This window comes from Xanthomonas cannabis pv. cannabis, assembly GCF_000802365.1.
GTDB classification, from domain to species: Bacteria; Pseudomonadota; Gammaproteobacteria; order Xanthomonadales; family Xanthomonadaceae; genus Xanthomonas; species Xanthomonas cannabis.
This window is the reverse complement of sequence record NZ_JSZE01000075.1, coordinates 1-14,256: the sequence shown is the minus strand read 5'-3', so window position 1 is coordinate 14,256 and position 14,256 is coordinate 1. Positions and strand designations below refer to the sequence as shown.

At 66.6% G+C, this 14,256-nt stretch carries 13 protein-coding genes and 1 riboswitch; of the genes, 4 read left to right on the top strand and 9 right to left on the bottom strand.

What is annotated here, in order from left to right:
* Nucleotides 1-6 precede the first annotated feature (6 nt).
* The 4 genes from OZ10_RS13360 to OZ10_RS13345 all read right to left on the bottom strand — a co-directional run bounded on the left by OZ10_RS13360 (nt 7) and on the right by OZ10_RS13345 (nt 5,380).
* Nucleotides 7-1,953, bottom strand: a complete 1,947-nt coding sequence (locus OZ10_RS13360) for an AsmA family protein (RefSeq protein ID WP_425520169.1) — start codon at nt 1,951-1,953, stop codon at nt 7-9.
* A 63-nt stretch (nt 1,954-2,016) separates the two neighbouring features.
* Nucleotides 2,017-2,661 (bottom strand): PAQR family membrane homeostasis protein TrhA, encoded by a 645-nt coding sequence (gene trhA / locus OZ10_RS13355; protein ID WP_039413436.1) that lies wholly within the window; start codon nt 2,659-2,661, stop codon nt 2,017-2,019.
* A gap of 75 nt (nt 2,662-2,736) precedes the next feature.
* The gene (locus OZ10_RS13350; RefSeq protein WP_039565365.1) at nt 2,737-4,341 is read right to left on the bottom strand and encodes a peptide chain release factor 3; all 1,605 of its coding nucleotides are present in this window, start codon (nt 4,339-4,341) and stop codon (nt 2,737-2,739) included.
* Nucleotides 4,342-4,468: 127 nt separating this feature from the next.
* Nucleotides 4,469-5,380 carry a M23 family metallopeptidase gene (locus OZ10_RS13345; RefSeq protein ID WP_425520167.1) on the bottom strand — a complete coding sequence of 304 codons (912 nt, stop codon included), beginning with the start codon at nt 5,378-5,380 and terminating at the stop codon, nt 4,469-4,471.
* A gap of 129 nt (nt 5,381-5,509) precedes the next feature.
* Nucleotides 5,510-5,630: riboswitch (SAM riboswitch) on the top strand.
* Nucleotides 5,631-5,701: 71 nt separating this feature from the next.
* On the opposite strand from OZ10_RS13345, the gene metX reads away from it, so the two are divergent.
* The 3 genes from metX to OZ10_RS13330 are packed head-to-tail and all read left to right on the top strand — an operon-like array spanning nt 5,702 to nt 9,032.
* Nucleotides 5,702-6,733, top strand: a complete 1,032-nt coding sequence (gene metX / locus OZ10_RS13340) for a homoserine O-succinyltransferase MetX (RefSeq protein WP_039565360.1) — start codon at nt 5,702-5,704, stop codon at nt 6,731-6,733.
* Nucleotides 6,730-7,947, top strand: a complete 1,218-nt coding sequence (locus tag OZ10_RS13335) for an O-succinylhomoserine (thiol)-lyase (RefSeq protein ID WP_039413442.1) — start codon at nt 6,730-6,732, stop codon at nt 7,945-7,947. Before metX ends, OZ10_RS13335 begins: the two co-directional genes overlap by 4 nt.
* Complete coding sequence (locus tag OZ10_RS13330) at nt 7,944-9,032, top strand: homoserine dehydrogenase family protein (protein ID WP_039413444.1); 1,089 nt, start codon at nt 7,944-7,946, stop codon at nt 9,030-9,032. Before OZ10_RS13335 ends, OZ10_RS13330 begins: the two co-directional genes overlap by 4 nt.
* Before the next feature lie 199 nt (nt 9,033-9,231).
* Here the strand turns inward: OZ10_RS13330 and OZ10_RS13325 are convergent, their stop codons facing one another.
* Together OZ10_RS13325 and OZ10_RS13320 are read right to left on the bottom strand one after the other, a co-directional pair.
* Entirely contained in the window at nt 9,232-10,239 is a 1,008-nt protein-coding gene (locus OZ10_RS13325; protein WP_039565359.1) for an alpha/beta fold hydrolase, read from the bottom strand.
* A 504-nt stretch (nt 10,240-10,743) separates the two neighbouring features.
* Nucleotides 10,744-12,126: an L-serine ammonia-lyase gene (locus OZ10_RS13320; RefSeq protein ID WP_039565357.1), complete on the bottom strand. Its 1,383-nt coding sequence runs from the start codon at nt 12,124-12,126 to the stop codon at nt 10,744-10,746.
* Between the two features lie 86 nt (nt 12,127-12,212).
* Between OZ10_RS13320 and OZ10_RS13315 the strand changes: the two genes are divergently transcribed.
* Nucleotides 12,213-12,446: a glutaredoxin family protein gene (locus tag OZ10_RS13315; RefSeq protein ID WP_039413452.1), complete on the top strand. Its 234-nt coding sequence runs from the start codon at nt 12,213-12,215 to the stop codon at nt 12,444-12,446.
* 94 nt (nt 12,447-12,540) lie between these two features.
* Here OZ10_RS13315 and OZ10_RS13310 read toward each other — a convergent pair whose 3' ends face one another.
* From OZ10_RS13310 to OZ10_RS13300, 3 genes are all read right to left on the bottom strand, one after another.
* A complete protein-coding gene (locus tag OZ10_RS13310; RefSeq protein WP_039413455.1) occupies nt 12,541-13,116 on the bottom strand; it encodes an excalibur calcium-binding domain-containing protein in 576 nt (191 codons plus the stop codon).
* Between the two features lie 130 nt (nt 13,117-13,246).
* The gene (locus OZ10_RS13305) at nt 13,247-13,816 is read right to left on the bottom strand and encodes a YceI family protein (RefSeq protein ID WP_039565355.1); all 570 of its coding nucleotides are present in this window, start codon (nt 13,814-13,816) and stop codon (nt 13,247-13,249) included.
* A gap of 9 nt (nt 13,817-13,825) precedes the next feature.
* On the bottom strand, nt 13,826-14,256 hold a 431-nt coding region (locus OZ10_RS13300; RefSeq protein ID WP_039565353.1), incomplete at its 5' end, for a cytochrome b.

Below are 14,256 nucleotides of genomic sequence, written 5' to 3'. Positions count from 1 at the left end.
TCGCTGTTACTGCGCGTACTTGCCGCCGCAATCGCTGTCCTGCCCCGGGCCGGGCTCGAAGGTCGCCAGCAGCGCCGCCGGCGGCGCGATGCTGCCCAACGCCACGGCGATGGCGCCGCGGACGCCAAGTGCCTTGAAATCCGGGCGGAAGCTGGGGTCCTTGAAGGTGCCGGCAATGCGCAGCGGCGAGCGCAAGCTCAGGATGCTGCGGTCCTTGGGGCGCGGGCGCAGCAGCAGGTCGAGCGTCTCGTTCTTGAGGCTGATGGTGCCCTCGCCGACGATGATGGTGTCGGTGCTGTCGAAGGCCAGTGCGCGCGATTGCATCAGGCCGTCCTGCACGCCGAAGTCGCCGAACATGCAGCGCACCGGAATCTGGCGGTCCTTGGTGACCAGATATTTCAGCGACTCGGCAATGTCCAGGCCCGCCAGTTCCATGATCAGGTTGCCCACATGGCCGCGTCCCATGCCAACGCCGATCGAGCCGTCGGCAGTACCGAGCATCGCAGCGATCGAGTTGCCGCGACCGCGCAGGTCCAACTCGCCGCCGATCGCACCGGAGGCCTGCTTGGCGAGCGTGGCATCGGGGAACAACTGGTCCAGGCGGATGCCACGAATGCCGGCTTTCAGCTGGGTCGTAATGACCTCGTTGCGCGCATCCATGCGGATGGTGGAGCGGATGTCACCACCGGCAACGCCGAAATTGAGCGGGTCCAGCTGCAGCAAACCGTCCTTCAGCTTCAGCGTCGCATCCATGTCGTCCAATGGCCAGGAAGGCGCATTGATGCGCTGCGCGCGCCAACGCACCTGCGCATCCATCGCGCGCAGCTTTGACAGGTCGTAGGGCGTGGTGGGCAGGACGCGCGCGCTGGCGGCCAGTTGCGCGGCCTGCTTCTTTTGCTCGGCATTGGCCGACTCGTTGGCACCGGTCTTGGGCGGTGCACCGACGAAACCGGCCAGATCGTCGAAATCCAGTCGCTTGGACGCCAGGTCGGCGCGCAGCAGTGGACGCTTGTTGCGCAGGTCCACTTCGGCAGTGCCGGACAGGTCGCTGTCGCCAGCGGTGCCGGTGAACTTTTCGTAGCGCCACACCTCGCCATCGCGGCGCAGGCGGCCGTCGAGGGTGTAGGGCGGTGTAGACGGCATGGCCACGCCGGTCAGGGGGTACAGGTCTTCCATGTCCTGGCCACTGAGCGCCATCTGCAGATCGAACACCCGGAACTGGAACGGGTTGGTCAAGGTGCCGCGCACATGCGTACGGGTGGCGCCAGCGCTGCCGCGCAGATCGATGCGGAAGGGGTGTTCGCTCTGGCTCAGCTCCAGCGGCGAGGCGGTATCGCCCTTCAACGTAAACGGGTAGCCCTTCCAGCGGCCCTTGCCATCGATGCCGATCGGTGCGGCGCGCTGGTCGCTGCGAGGGGGGGCAAGGCTGTTGATTGCCACGTCGATGTCCGAGCGGTTGGCATCGTCGACGTACTGCAGCCGCCCGTTGCTGACCAACAGGCGGCCCAGGCGCGGCATGCTGCCGTCGCCATCGTTCTGGTCGAACACCCAATTGCCCGGATGCGCATCGTTGCCTGCTTCCAGCAGGACGGACGGCTGCTCGATACGAATCTCCGGCAGGCGCACCTTGCCGCGTAGCAGCGGCCATAGCTCGACATCAATCTCGGCAGCATTCACTTCCGCCATTGCGCCACGCTTGGACCAGGGTGCATTGCCCAGCCGCATGCGCTCGCCGCGGACCGTGGTGGTGCGGCCCAGGTCTACATCCAGGTGCCCCAGCCGAAACTCGCGACCGGTCTTGGCGCTGACCAGGCGTTCGACCGGGCCGCGGAGCCAGTTCCAGTCGAACACCAGCACGAAGATCACGATGATGGCGGCAACGATGCCGGACCCGATCAGCCAGCGGCGGCGACGCGGTGAGCGGGAGGCATGGGCGGCAGCGGCAGGGGTCACGTTATTCACGTGCGCATGGTTGGCGATGCCTCGTGCACGGGGCGCGAACGCGCCACGCCGCCATCACACCACTTGTTCGATCACCGCAACGAAGTGGCAAGCGCTACCGGCAAGCACGAACAGGTGCCAGATGGCATGGAAGTAGCGCTGCGTATCGCGTTGATAAAAGTACGTGCCAAGGGTGTAGAAGAGCCCACCGGCCAGCAGCCAGCACAGCGACCAGGTGTCGACCGAGGCAAGCAGGGGCTGGATCGCCACGATGATCAGCCAGCCCATCGCCAGATACAGGATGGTCGACAGCAACCGGAAGCGCCCGGTAAAAAAGAGCTTGAAGATCACGCCTGCTGCGGCAATCGTCCAGATCGCGGCGAACAGGCCCCAGCCCCATGGGCCGCGCAGGTTGATCAGCGTAAACGGGGTGTAGGTGCCGGCGATCAACAGATAGATCGCGCAGTGATCGAGCACTTGCAGGCGCGCCTTGGCGCCTGGATGCGGAATGGCATGGAACAGCGTGGAGGCGACGTAGAGCAGTACCAGCGTGGCACTGAACACGATGGAGGTGGCCAATTGCCAGCCATCGCCATAGATGGCGGCCAGGGTGATCAGCACCGAGCCGCCCGCCAGGGCGGCGATGGCACCCAAGCCGTGGGTCACGGCACTGGCAATTTCGTCGCGCAGGTCGGTCGAGGGGGAAGCGTCTGCATTCATGCCAAAAAGGTACCGCAACTGCGCGCAATTCGCATTGCAGGCAGTAGCGTACGCTTGCGAAAGTTCAAGCGCGGGTCAATCGACTGCCTTGGCATGTGCATGTTCGCGGGTGGCCGAGAAGCGCACGTCCGGTGCGCGTTCCTGCGCGAGCTGCAGGTTGACGCGGGTCGGTGCCAGGTAGACCAACTCGCCGGCCGCATCGACGGCCAGGTTGCCGGCATTCTTTTCGCGGAATTCCTCGAGCTTCTTGGCATTGTCGCAATGCACCCAGCGTGCGGTGGTGACGCTCACCGGCTCGAAGATCGCATCCACGCCGTATTCGTCCTTGAGGCGGTAGGCCACGACGTCGAACTGCAGCACGCCCACGGCGCCGAGAATCAAGTCGTTGCTCATCAGCGGGCGGAAGAACTGGGTGGCGCCTTCTTCGGACAGCTGCGCCAGACCCTTCTGCAATTGCTTGAGCTTGAGCGGATCACGCAGGCGCGCGCGGCGGAACAGTTCCGGCGCGAAGTTCGGGATGCCGGTGAACGACAGCGATTCGCCTTCGGTGAAGGTGTCGCCGATGGAAATGGTGCCGTGGTTGTGGATGCCGATGACATCGCCCGGCCAGGCTTCGGCAGCGATCTCGCGGTCGGAAGCCATGAAGGTCAGCGCGTTGGCGAGTTTGAGATCCTTGCCGCTGCGCACGTGCAGGGCTTTCATGCCGGCAGTGAACTTGCCCGAGCACACGCGCATGAACGCCACGCGGTCGCGGTGCTGCGGGTCCATGTTGGCCTGGATCTTGAACACGAAGCCGCTGAGCCTGGCCTCGGCCGCTTCGACGCGGCGGCCGGTGGTGTCGCGTGCCTGCGGCGGCGGCGCGTGTTCGACGAAGAAGTCCAGCAGCGGCTGCACACCGAAGTTGTTGACGCCCGAGCCGAAGAACACCGGCGTCTGCTGACCGGCGCGATAGGCCTCCAGGTCGAACGGATTGCTTGCGCCCTGCACCAGCTCCAGCTCATCGCGCAGCTCGGCCAGCATCTGCTCGCCGATCTTTTCGGCAAGGCCGGGTGCATCCAGCGACGGAAAGATGGTCGAGTCCTGACGGGTGAAGTTGCGCCCCTGTTCGTACAGATGTACCTCTCCGGTGATCAGGTGCACCACGCCCTTGAGGCGCTGGCCCATGCCGATCGGCCAGGTGACCGGCGCGCACTGGATGCCGAGCACGGTTTCCACTTCATCCAGCAGCTCGATCGGGTTCTTGCCCTCGCGATCGAGCTTGTTGATGAAAGTCATGATGGGGGTGTCGCGCAGGCGGCAGACTTCCATCAGCTTGATGGTGCGTTCTTCCACGCCCTTGGCCACGTCGATCACCATCAGCGCCGAGTCCACCGCGGTGAGCACGCGGTAGGTGTCCTCGCCGAAGTCGGCATGGCCGGGGGTGTCGAGCAGGTTGACGATCTTGCCCTCGTACGGGAACTGCATCACCGAGGAGGTCACCGAGATGCCGCGCTCCTTTTCCAGCGCCATCCAGTCCGAGGTGGCGTGGCGGGCGGCCTTGCGTCCCTTCACCGAGCCGGCCATCTGGATCGCGCCGCCGAACAGCAGCAGCTTTTCGGTCAGCGTGGTCTTGCCGGCGTCGGGATGGGAAATGATGGCGAAGGTGCGGCGGCGCGCGGCTTCGTTGGAGACTTCGGACATGGGCTGGGCGCGCCCGGTCGGACGCCTGCGGAAACTGAGGAAGCCGGTGATTATAGCGGCTTCGGCGGGCAGGCCCTGCCGGGTGATCTGCCGGAGGCGGGTGAGTCGCCGCCCGGTGCAAGGCCGCTCAGGGGGCGGGGGAGGGAAACTGCAGTTCGCCCTGCGGGCCCAGCATGCGGAACGGCACCGACACCAGCTGCAGGTCTGCGTTGCGTTGCACCGAAAAGTGCAGGTGCGCACCGGTGCTGTAGCCGGTATTGCCGGAGGTACCCAGCCGCTGGCCGGTGCCGACGCGCTGGCCGGCGCGCACTTCCACCCCGTTCGGAGCCAGATGGGCGTACAGCGCCATGCTGCCGTCGGCGTGCAGCACCCGCACCAGGTTGCCGCCGCCGGCACGTGGGTCGTGCGCATGGCCCTCGCTCACGTCCTGGCGCACCTCCATGATCACGCCCTCGCGCGCCGCCAGTACCGGCGTGCCCTGCGGTAGGGCGAAGTCCACGGCGTACCAGTTGGGCAGATCGGCGTGGCTGAACTGGCCGCCAAACCCCTGATCCACCAGGATCGGCACGTCGCGGAACGGCAGTTGGTAGTGCACCGGTTGGGGCTGGGCGCGCGGATCGCCGGGCACGAGGTCCAGCTTGAGTCCGAGCCCGTCCAGCGTGCGTTGGTTGCTGGCCGGATATAGCCGCGTGAGCAGGCGACGCTCGCGTGCGGCCAGCGACAGGGTCTGCGGCAGCTGCGGCACGGCGCGATAGTCGTCGGTGGGTGGCGCACTCAGGCGCACTTGCGCCGGCCCGTCCAGCGGATTGGTCACCCACGCCAGATAGGCGGGCGCCTGCCATTCCAGCTGCAGGGCCGGGCCGGCGCCGGTCGGGGCAGCGCCAGTCGGCGCCGGGATGGCGGCCGGCGGGTTCATGGTCGCACCGCTGCCCCAATGCCAGCGCTGCTGCGCCTGGACAGCCGTTGCAGCGCTCAGCAATGCGGCCAGCCACACCGCCACACGCACGGGCGAATACGGGTAAAAAACGCGGTGAGGCACGCGATCGGCTTGGACGGGTGGGGGCGCAAGTATGCCGCCCATCACAGTGCCCGGTGGTATCGGGTGAAAATATATCTTTCCATCCGCATGAAGAGATTGACATCGCACAAGGCCGGTGGCATCGTTGCCTCACCATCGAGACCGGCGGAGGGACAGGCCCTTTGATGCCGGGGCAGCCAGCGGAGCGCGCAAGCGCCCGCGTTTGGTGCCAAATCCTGCGGGGACCTCCGCGTCCGCCGAAAGATGGTTCGACTCGTGCCTTCCGCACGTCGAACGCGAGCTCCCGCGAAGCTCGATGGCCGATCCACTCCGGATATCGCCATGAGCCTCGTGACCACAGCATCGCCAACCACCATTGATTCTCCAGACACCCACGCCGCCGAGATCGACGGCCCGCTCGCCGTGCGCGGCGACATTGCCGTGTCCTTGCCGATGCGCCATGCCGGCATGCGCGAGGTGCGCCTGCGCTACGAGTTGGTCGGTGCTGCCACTGCGCCGGTGGTGTTCGTGGCCGGCGGCATCTCGGCGCACCGGCATCTGGCCGCCAGCGAGGCCTTTGCCGAAAAGGGCTGGGTGGAGGGTCTGGTGGGAGCGGGCCGTGCACTGGACCCGGCGCGGCGCCGGTTGCTGGCATTCGATTTCCTTGGCGCCGATGGCACGCTGGACGCGCCGATCGATACCGCCGACCAGGCCGACGCGATTGCCGCGTTGCTGGATGCGCTGGGTATCGCGCGTCTGCATGGCTTTGTCGGGTATTCGTACGGTGCGCTGGTCGGCCTGCAGTTTGCCACCCGTCATTCCGGCCGCGTGGGCACCTTGATTGCAGTAAGCGGTGCGCATCGTGCGCATCCGTATGCGGCCGCATGGCGCGCATTGCAGCGTCGCGCGGTGGCGCTGGGCCAGCTGCAATGCGCGGAGCATCACGGGCTGGCGCTGGCACGGCAGTTTGCCATGCTCAGTTACCGCACGCCGGAAGAATTCAGCGAACGCTTCGACGCGCCGCCGGAAGTGATCAATGGCCGTGTGCGTGTGGCGGCCGAAGATTATCTGGATGCCGCCGGCGCACAGTACGTGGCGCGCACGCCTGTCACCGCTTACCTGCGCCTGTCCGAATCGATCGACCTGCACCGCCTCGAGCCGGCGCAGGTGCGCGTGCCCACCGTCGTGGTGGCGGTGGAAGGCGACCGTCTGGTGCCGCTGGCCGACCTGGTCAGCCTGGTCGAAGGCCTGGGCCCGCGCGGCAGCCTGCGCGTGCTGCGTTCGCCGTATGGGCATGACGCCTTCCTGAAAGAAATCGATCGCATCGACGCGATCCTCACTACTGCCCTTCGCAGCACCGGAGAAACCGCATGAGCTTTCGTGACCCTGCCGACGCCCCTTGTACCGCCGCTACCGCCGCCGTGCGCGCAGGCATCGACCGCGATACCGCCTACGGTGCGGTGACCCCGCCGATCGTGCTGTCGTCGAACTTCTCCTTCGACGGGTTCGGCAACAAGCGCCAGTACGACTACACCCGCAGTGGCAATCCCACCCGCGACCTGCTTGGCGAAGCGTTGGCCGAACTGGAAGGCGGCGCGGGCGGGGTGATCACCTCCACCGGCATGGGCGCGATCAACCTGGTGCTCAACGCGGTGCTGCAGCCCGGCGACACGCTGGTGGTGCCGCACGATGCCTACGGCGGCAGTTGGCGCCTGTTCAATGCGCTGGCCAAGAAGGGCCACTTCGCGTTGATCACCGCCGACCTCACCGATCCGCGTTCGCTGGCCGATGCATTGGCGCAGTCGCCCAAGCTGGTGCTGATCGAAACCCCGTCCAATCCGCTGCTGCGCATCACCGATCTGCGCTTTGTCATCGAAGCGGCGAAGAAGGTCGGCGCGTTGACGGTGGTGGACAACACCTTCCTGTCGCCCGCGCTGCAGAAGCCGCTGGAATTCGGTGCCGACCTGGTCCTGCATTCCACTACCAAGTACATCAACGGCCATAGCGATGTGGTGGGTGGCGCGGTGGTGGCACGCGATGCCGAACTGCATCAGCAGTTGGTGTGGTGGGCCAACGCGCTGGGCCTGACCGGCTCGCCGTTCGATGCCTTTCTCACCTTGCGCGGCCTGCGCACACTGGACGCGCGGCTGCGCGTGCACCAGCAAAACGCCGATGCGATCGCTGCATTGCTGGATGGGCATGCGGTGGTCAACCAGGTGTATTTCCCGGGACTGGCGGCACATCCGGGCCATGCGCTGGCCGCGCGCCAGCAGAAGGGCTTTGGCGCGATGATGAGTTTCGAATTGAACGGCGGCGAAGCTGCGGTGCGCGCGTTTGTCGATGGCTTGCGCTATTTCACCCTGGCCGAGTCGCTGGGCGGGGTGGAAAGCCTGATCGCGCATCCGGCCTCGATGACGCACGCGGCGATGACCGCCGAAGCGCGCGCTGCGGCCGGGATTTCCGATGGGTTGCTGCGGTTGTCGATCGGCATCGAATCGGCCGAAGACCTGCTGATCGATCTGCGCGCCGGTCTGGCGCGCGCCGAGGCTACCTTGACCACCGACACCCGCAAACAGGTCGACGCGTGAGCAGCGTGCTGCCCGCGTCGCGTCGTGCTTCGGCCGCATCGGTGACCCCGACCCCACGCCTGGCCCTGTTGGGCACCGGCACCGTGGGCCGTGCCTTCGTGACGCGCTACACCGCGTTGCAGCAGCGGCAGCTCCGGCTGCCGCGCTTCGACTGGCTGGCCAATTCGCGCATTGCCCACGACTGTGGCGTAAGTGCGGAACAGGCGCTGCAGCAGGCCAATGCCGCCCCGCGCGGGCAGGCGGTGTTGCAGCCCTGGGCAGAAACGGTGGCGCTGCGCGCCGGCGATGTGCTGGTGGACGCGACCGCCAGCGACGTGGTGGCCGACTGGCATGTGGAATGGCTGGGCCGCGGCGTCCACGTGGTCACCGCCAACAAATTGGGCCAGGGCACGGCATTGGCGCGGGCGCAGGCGCTGCAGGCCGCGCGCCATGCCACCGGCGCGCATTACGGCGACAGCGCCACCGTGGGCGCCGGCCTGCCGGTATTGAGCAGCGTGCGTGCGCTGGTGGCGGGCGGCGACCATATCCATTCGATCGAAGGTGTGTTGTCGGGATCGTTGGCATGGCTGTTTCACCGGTACGACGGCAGTGGTGCGTTTTCCGGCTGCGTGCGTGAAGCGGTGGCAGCCGGCTACACCGAGCCGGATCCGCGCATCGACCTGTCTGGCGAAGACGTGCGACGCAAGCTGTTGATCCTGGCACGCGCGGCCGGCTGGCAGCTGGAGGCAGAGCAGGTGCATGTGGAATCGCTGGTGCCTGCCAGCATCGCCAACGTGCCGTTGGGCGAACTGCATGCGCACCTAGAGGCGCTGGATGCCGGGCTTGGTGCGCGCTGGCAGCAGGCGCGCGCCGCAGGGCGCTGCCTGCGCTTTGTCGGCCGGGTGGACGCGCATGGCGCAAGCGTGGGCCTGCGCGAGCTGGCGCTGGATCACCCGCTGGCAGGTGGTGCCGGCACCGACAATCGTGTCGCCATCAGCAGCGATCGCTATCGCGCGCAGCCGTTGCTGATCCAGGGACCGGGCGCGGGTGCCGAGGTAACGGCGGCCGCGTTGCTGGATGACGTGTTGCGGATCGTGGCCGGGTAGCGGGTTGAGAAAGCGGGGCGGCGCCGGCTCCCCCTGGGTCTATCGTCGGCGCGCATGCGGTCGATGGCGTCATCGTCTGCGCGGATCACCTGGTTGCACGCCGCGATTGCAGGCGTCTCCAGCAGCGGCGCGCCGGTGCGCGAGCTGCTGCTTTCTAAGGACGCGTTGGTCATGCCAGTGGTTTTGCCGCCGGTGCTGCTTACGGCGTTACCGCCTTGAGTAACGCGGCATTGAAGCGTGTGGGGTCCTGCACCTGCGGCGAATGTCCCAGGTCGGCGAACTCCACCAGTGTCGCATTCGGAATTGCGGCTGCCGCGCGCTTGCCAAGCGTGGTGTAATCACCGACGCGTGCCTTGACCTGCGGCGGTGCGGTGTCCTTGCCGATGGCGGTACGGTCCTTGAGGCCGATGAACAGCGTGGTCGGCACCGTGAGCTTGGGTAGTTCGTAGACTACCGGTTGGTTGAACACCATGTCGTAGGTCAGTGCCTGATTCCAGGCGACCGCCTGCTTGCCGCTGCCCAGCGACATGCCGGCCTGCATGCGCGCCCAGCGTTCGAATTCCGGCTTCCATTGGCCAGCGTAGTACACGTCCATCTGGTACTTCTTGATCCGCTCGAAGCTGGTTTTCAGGTCGTTGTCGTACCAGGCGTCGACGTTGCGCCAGGGGATGCCTTCGGCTTTCCAGTCTTCCAGGCCGATAGGGTCGACCAGCGCCAGATGTTCGGTGGCTTGCGGGTACATCAGCGCATAGCGAATCGCCAGCATGCCGCCCATCGAATGGCCCACCACCACCGCATGTTCGATGCCGAGCTTGGTCAACAGCGCATGCGTGTTGTCGGCCAGTTGCGCAAACGAGAACTGATAGGCCGCCGGTTTGCTGGATTTGCAGAAACCGATCTGGTCCGGTGCGATCACGCGGTAGCCGGCGTTGCTCAGGGCCGCGATGGTGGTTTCCCAGGTGGCGGCGCAGAAGTTCTTGCCATGCAGCAGCACCGCGGTGCTGCCATTGGGTGTGCCGGTTGGCGCAACATCTAGGTAGGCCATTTCAAGCGGCTGCTGTTGCGAGGTGAACGCGTAGGTCTTGACCGGGTGCGGGTAGTCGAAGCCTTCCAGGCGCGGACCATAACTGGCTTCCTGCGCCATCAGCGGGCTGCAGGCCAGGGCGAGCGTGAGGGTGCAAGCGCGCTTTTGCATCGTGATCTCCATCCGAATCCAGCCTGTGACGGTACAGCCGGGGATGTGGTGGGGACGTACAGCCGGGTAACGTCTGGCGGGCGCTGCCGGCGCGTTGCTGGCGATGGCGTGGGTGACCAGTGCAGGCGCCGATGCCTGTTGCCCTCATCCGCGCTTCGCGCACCTTCTCCCGCGTGCGGGAGAAGGGGAGTGCACCGGTTCGCGCCAGGTGCTGCCTCGTTGGCGCTCTGCGTCCTCTGCTGACTGCGGGAGAAGGGGAGTGCACCGGTTCGCGCGAGGTGCTGCCTCATTGGTGCTTTGCGCCCTCTGCCGACTGCGGGAGAAGGGGAGTGCAGCTGTTCACGCCAGGTGTTTTCGTGATTCGAGCTGTGCGCCCCTCTCCTGCTTGCGAGACAAGGGCCTTTACATCAACGCGCGCCTGGCAAACCTTTTGCCTGGAGATCGGCGCGCATCTGTCTGGTGGATTGTTTCGACACTCCAAGCGCTCACTGGGTGCCACTCTCGCTCACGACCGACTCAGCATTCGATGACGTTTACCGCCAGGCCGCCGCGGCTGGTTTCCTTGTACTTGTCCTGCATGTCGCGGCCGGTGTCGCGCATGGTCTTGATGACCTTGTCCAGCGACACCTTGTGCTTGCCGTCGCCGCGCATGGCCATGCGGCTGGCGTTGATGGCCTTCACCGCGCCCATTGCGTTGCGCTCGATGCACGGGATCTGCACCAGCCCGCCGATCGGGTCGCAGGTCAGGCCGAGGTTGTGCTCCATGCCGATTTCGGCGGCATTTTCGATCTGCCCCGGGTTGCCGCCAAGTGCGGCAACCAGGCCACCGGCGGCCATCGAGCAGGCCACGCCCACTTCGCCCTGGCAGCCGACTTCGGCGCCGGAAATCGAGGCGTTTTCCTTGTAGAGGATGCCGATGGCCGCGGCGGTGAGCAGGAAATCGAAAATGCGTTGCTCGGAGGCGCCGGCGCAGAACCGGTCGAAGTAATGCAGGACGGATGGAATGATGCCGGCCGCGCCGTTGGTGGGCGCGGTGACCACGCGCCCGCCGGCCGCGTTTTCTTCGTTGACCGCGAGCGCATACAGGTTGACCCAGTCCAGCGTGGTCAACGGATCGCGCATGGCCGCTTCGGGTTTGGACGAGAGTTCGCGGTATAGCGCCGGTGCGCGGCGCGAGACGTTCAGGCCGCCCGGTAGCGTGCCTTCCTCGCGGATGCCGCGCGCCACGCAGGACTGCATCGCACTCCACAACTCGCGCAGGCCTGCACGAATCTCGTCCTCGCTGCGCCAGCTTTTTTCGTTCTCGAACATCAGCTCGGCGATGCTCAGGCCGCTGCGTGCGCACTGCGCGAGCAATTCGTCGCCACTGAGGAATGGGTAGGGCAGCGGCGTCTCGTCGGCCACAATGCGGTCGTCGGCAGCGTCGTCCTGATTGACAACAAAACCGCCACCCACCGAGTAGTAATCGCGCGTGGCGATCACCGCCTCATTGGCGTCGTAGGCGGTAAAGCGCATGCCGTTGGTGTGGTACGGCAGCTTCTGCCGCTTGTTCATCGGCAGGTCGCGCTTTTCGTCGAAGCCGATCGCGTGCTGGCCCATCAGGGTGATGCGCTTGCTGGTGCGGATGCGTTCCAGCGTGGCGGGGATGATGTCCGGGTCGATCAGGTTCGGGCGATGGCCTTCCAGCCCGAGCAGCACCGCCTTGTCGGTGCCATGGCCGCGGCCGGTCAGGGCCAGCGAGCCGAACACTTCGGCACGGATGCGCACCACGTCCTGCAGGCGCCCGGCATCGAGCAACCACCGGTGCACGAAGCGCTCGGCGGCACGCATCGGCCCCACGGTGTGAGAGGAACTCGGACCGATGCCGATCTTGAACAGGTCGAACGTGCTGACAGCCATGCGTGCCGGAGAGGTGAGCGTAAAGCCGGCTATTCTAGTCGCTCGACGATTGCGGCACGGCTGCAGCGCAACATGAGACCAGTCCGGTGGCTCTGACCCTGTACCAGCGCGACGATTGCCATCTATGCGACCAGGCGGTGGAAGTGCTGGTGCAGGCGCGCGCGGGCGAGTTCGGCAGCGTGTTCATCGACGACGATGTGACGCTGGAGTCCGCTTACGGTGCGCGGGTGCCGGTGCTGCGCGATGCCCGCGGACGCGAGCTGGCGTGGCCGTTCGATGCGCCCACGCTACGGGCGTGGCTGCAGGGCGCCGGCAGCTGAGCCAGCCGATCCGGCGCCGCAACGATCTGCAGGCGGCAGCGCAAGGGGCGACGACGAAGCTGGGTGCCGGCGAGGCCGGCCAGGTCCGCTCGCGTCAGCGGCACCACTGGTCTTCGCAAGGCACGCCGTCGCCGTCGCCATCCATCCGGGTGTCGGGGCAATGCTGCAGGACGTACCTGGCATCGGCGCAGGAGGTCATCTGCGAGCAATGCGTGCGCCCTGCGCAGCTGAACTGCGGCGATGCCGCAGCGGCGGTCGCCGGCGTGCGTGACGGTGCGGGTGTCTGGTCGGCGACCGCTGTCGGTGCAACCAGGTTGGCCAGCCGATCGCGCTGCTGGTAGGCCACTGCGCCGCCACCGACCAGCAGCATGAGCAGCAGTACCTTGGCCAGGCTCAGCCCTTGTGCGGGATTGGCGGACGAGGCCGCGCGTGGCGCGGAGCGGATGGGTCCGGCGCCAGGCCCAGCGGCGCGCATGATGCGCACTGCGCGTCGGCGGCCGTCGGGACCCGGTTCCGTTTCGAAGGAGATCAACTCGCCCACCCGCGGTGGCTCCGGGCTGCGTGGGAATGCGGAGACATGCACGAACACGTCATCTCCGGCGTGCGCGGGCGTGATGAAGCCGAACCCACGGTCGGTATTCCAGCGGGTCAAGGTTCCGTGGGTGCGCATCGTCGGCGTCCTGAAGTGGTGGCCGAGTCTAGCTGTCTTGCGGTGTCATCCGACGCACGAGCAAAAAAAAGCGGCGGACCCGACGAGTGGCCCGCCGCGCAGTGGCCGCGTCCGGTTGCGGCCTGCGGCGTTACTTCGCCTTCAACACGACCTTGGTGCTGATCGCGGTCTCGTTGGGGATGGTCTTGGTGTCGGCCCAGTCGCCGCCGCCCACGCCGAAGTCCAGCCGCTTGACCACCGCCTTGCCGGCCAGCACCGGTTGCGCGCCGCGAGTCCAGGTGAAGGTGAGCGTGACCGGCTTGCTGACGCCGCGCAGTTCCAGGGTGCCGTCGGCGGCGTACTGGTTACCGCCCAGGGCGCGGAACTTGTCGGCGCGATAGCGTGCGGTGGCGAACTTGGCGACGTTGAAGAAGTCCGGGCCCTGCAGGGTCGAATCGCGGTCGTTATTGCCGCTGATCGCACTGGCCAGCGGAATGCGCACGTCGAGCTTGGCGCCAGCCAGGTTGGCCGGATCGAAACTCAGCGTGGTGTCGAAGCCGGGGAACTTGCCGGTGAACACTTCGCCGTCGTACTTGCTGGCGAACACCAACGACGAGCCCGGCGCCTGCACGTACTCGGCGGCGGATACCGGCGCAGCGGCGAAGGTGGCAACCAGCGAGGCGGCGACCAGCAACGGAGAGGCAAACAACTTGGACGACATGGGAATTCCTCAGGATTTGGGGGAGAGCCAACCGCGCGGCAACATCCGCACCAGGGTGGCATCGCGCTGGAACAGATGGTGGTACAGCGCAGCGCCGGCATGCGCCAGCACCACGGCAATCAGCAGCCAGAAGCCCCACTCGTGGATGGCGTGGGAGGTGGCGCGCAGTTGCTCGTCCGGCGCGCTGAGCTTGGGCACCGGGAACAGGCCGAACCATCGGAACGGACGCAGGCCGCTGCTGGAGTCGTATAGCCACCCGGACAGCGGCAGGGCGAAGATCATGGCGTACAGCAGCCAGTGGGTCAGCCCGGCGATGCGCTCCTGCCAGCGCGGCGTGCCTGCCACCGGTGGCGGCGCCCCCGCATAGAGCCGCCAGCCCAGCCGTACGATCACCAGTGCCAGCACGGTCAGTCCGAGCGACTTGTGCGCGGTGTAGACCC

What these genes read in the sequence shown, in the direction of transcription:
- trhA (WP_039413436.1), bottom strand. Translation starts at nt 2,661, where the DNA reads ATGAATGCAGACGCTTCCCCCTCGACCGACCTGCGCGACGAAATTGCC.
- OZ10_RS13350 (WP_039565365.1), bottom strand. Translation starts at nt 4,341, where the DNA reads ATGTCCGAAGTCTCCAACGAAGCCGCGCGCCGCCGCACCTTCGCCATC.
- metX (WP_039565360.1), top strand. Translation starts at nt 5,702, where the DNA reads ATGAGCCTCGTGACCACAGCATCGCCAACCACCATTGATTCTCCAGAC.
- OZ10_RS13335 (WP_039413442.1), top strand. Translation starts at nt 6,730, where the DNA reads ATGAGCTTTCGTGACCCTGCCGACGCCCCTTGTACCGCCGCTACCGCC.
- OZ10_RS13325 (WP_039565359.1), bottom strand. Translation starts at nt 10,239, where the DNA reads ATGGAGATCACGATGCAAAAGCGCGCTTGCACCCTCACGCTCGCCCTG.
- OZ10_RS13320 (WP_039565357.1), bottom strand. Translation starts at nt 12,126, where the DNA reads ATGGCTGTCAGCACGTTCGACCTGTTCAAGATCGGCATCGGTCCGAGT.
- OZ10_RS13310 (WP_039413455.1), bottom strand. Translation starts at nt 13,116, where the DNA reads ATGCGCACCCACGGAACCTTGACCCGCTGGAATACCGACCGTGGGTTC.
- OZ10_RS13305 (WP_039565355.1), bottom strand. Translation starts at nt 13,816, where the DNA reads ATGTCGTCCAAGTTGTTTGCCTCTCCGTTGCTGGTCGCCGCCTCGCTG.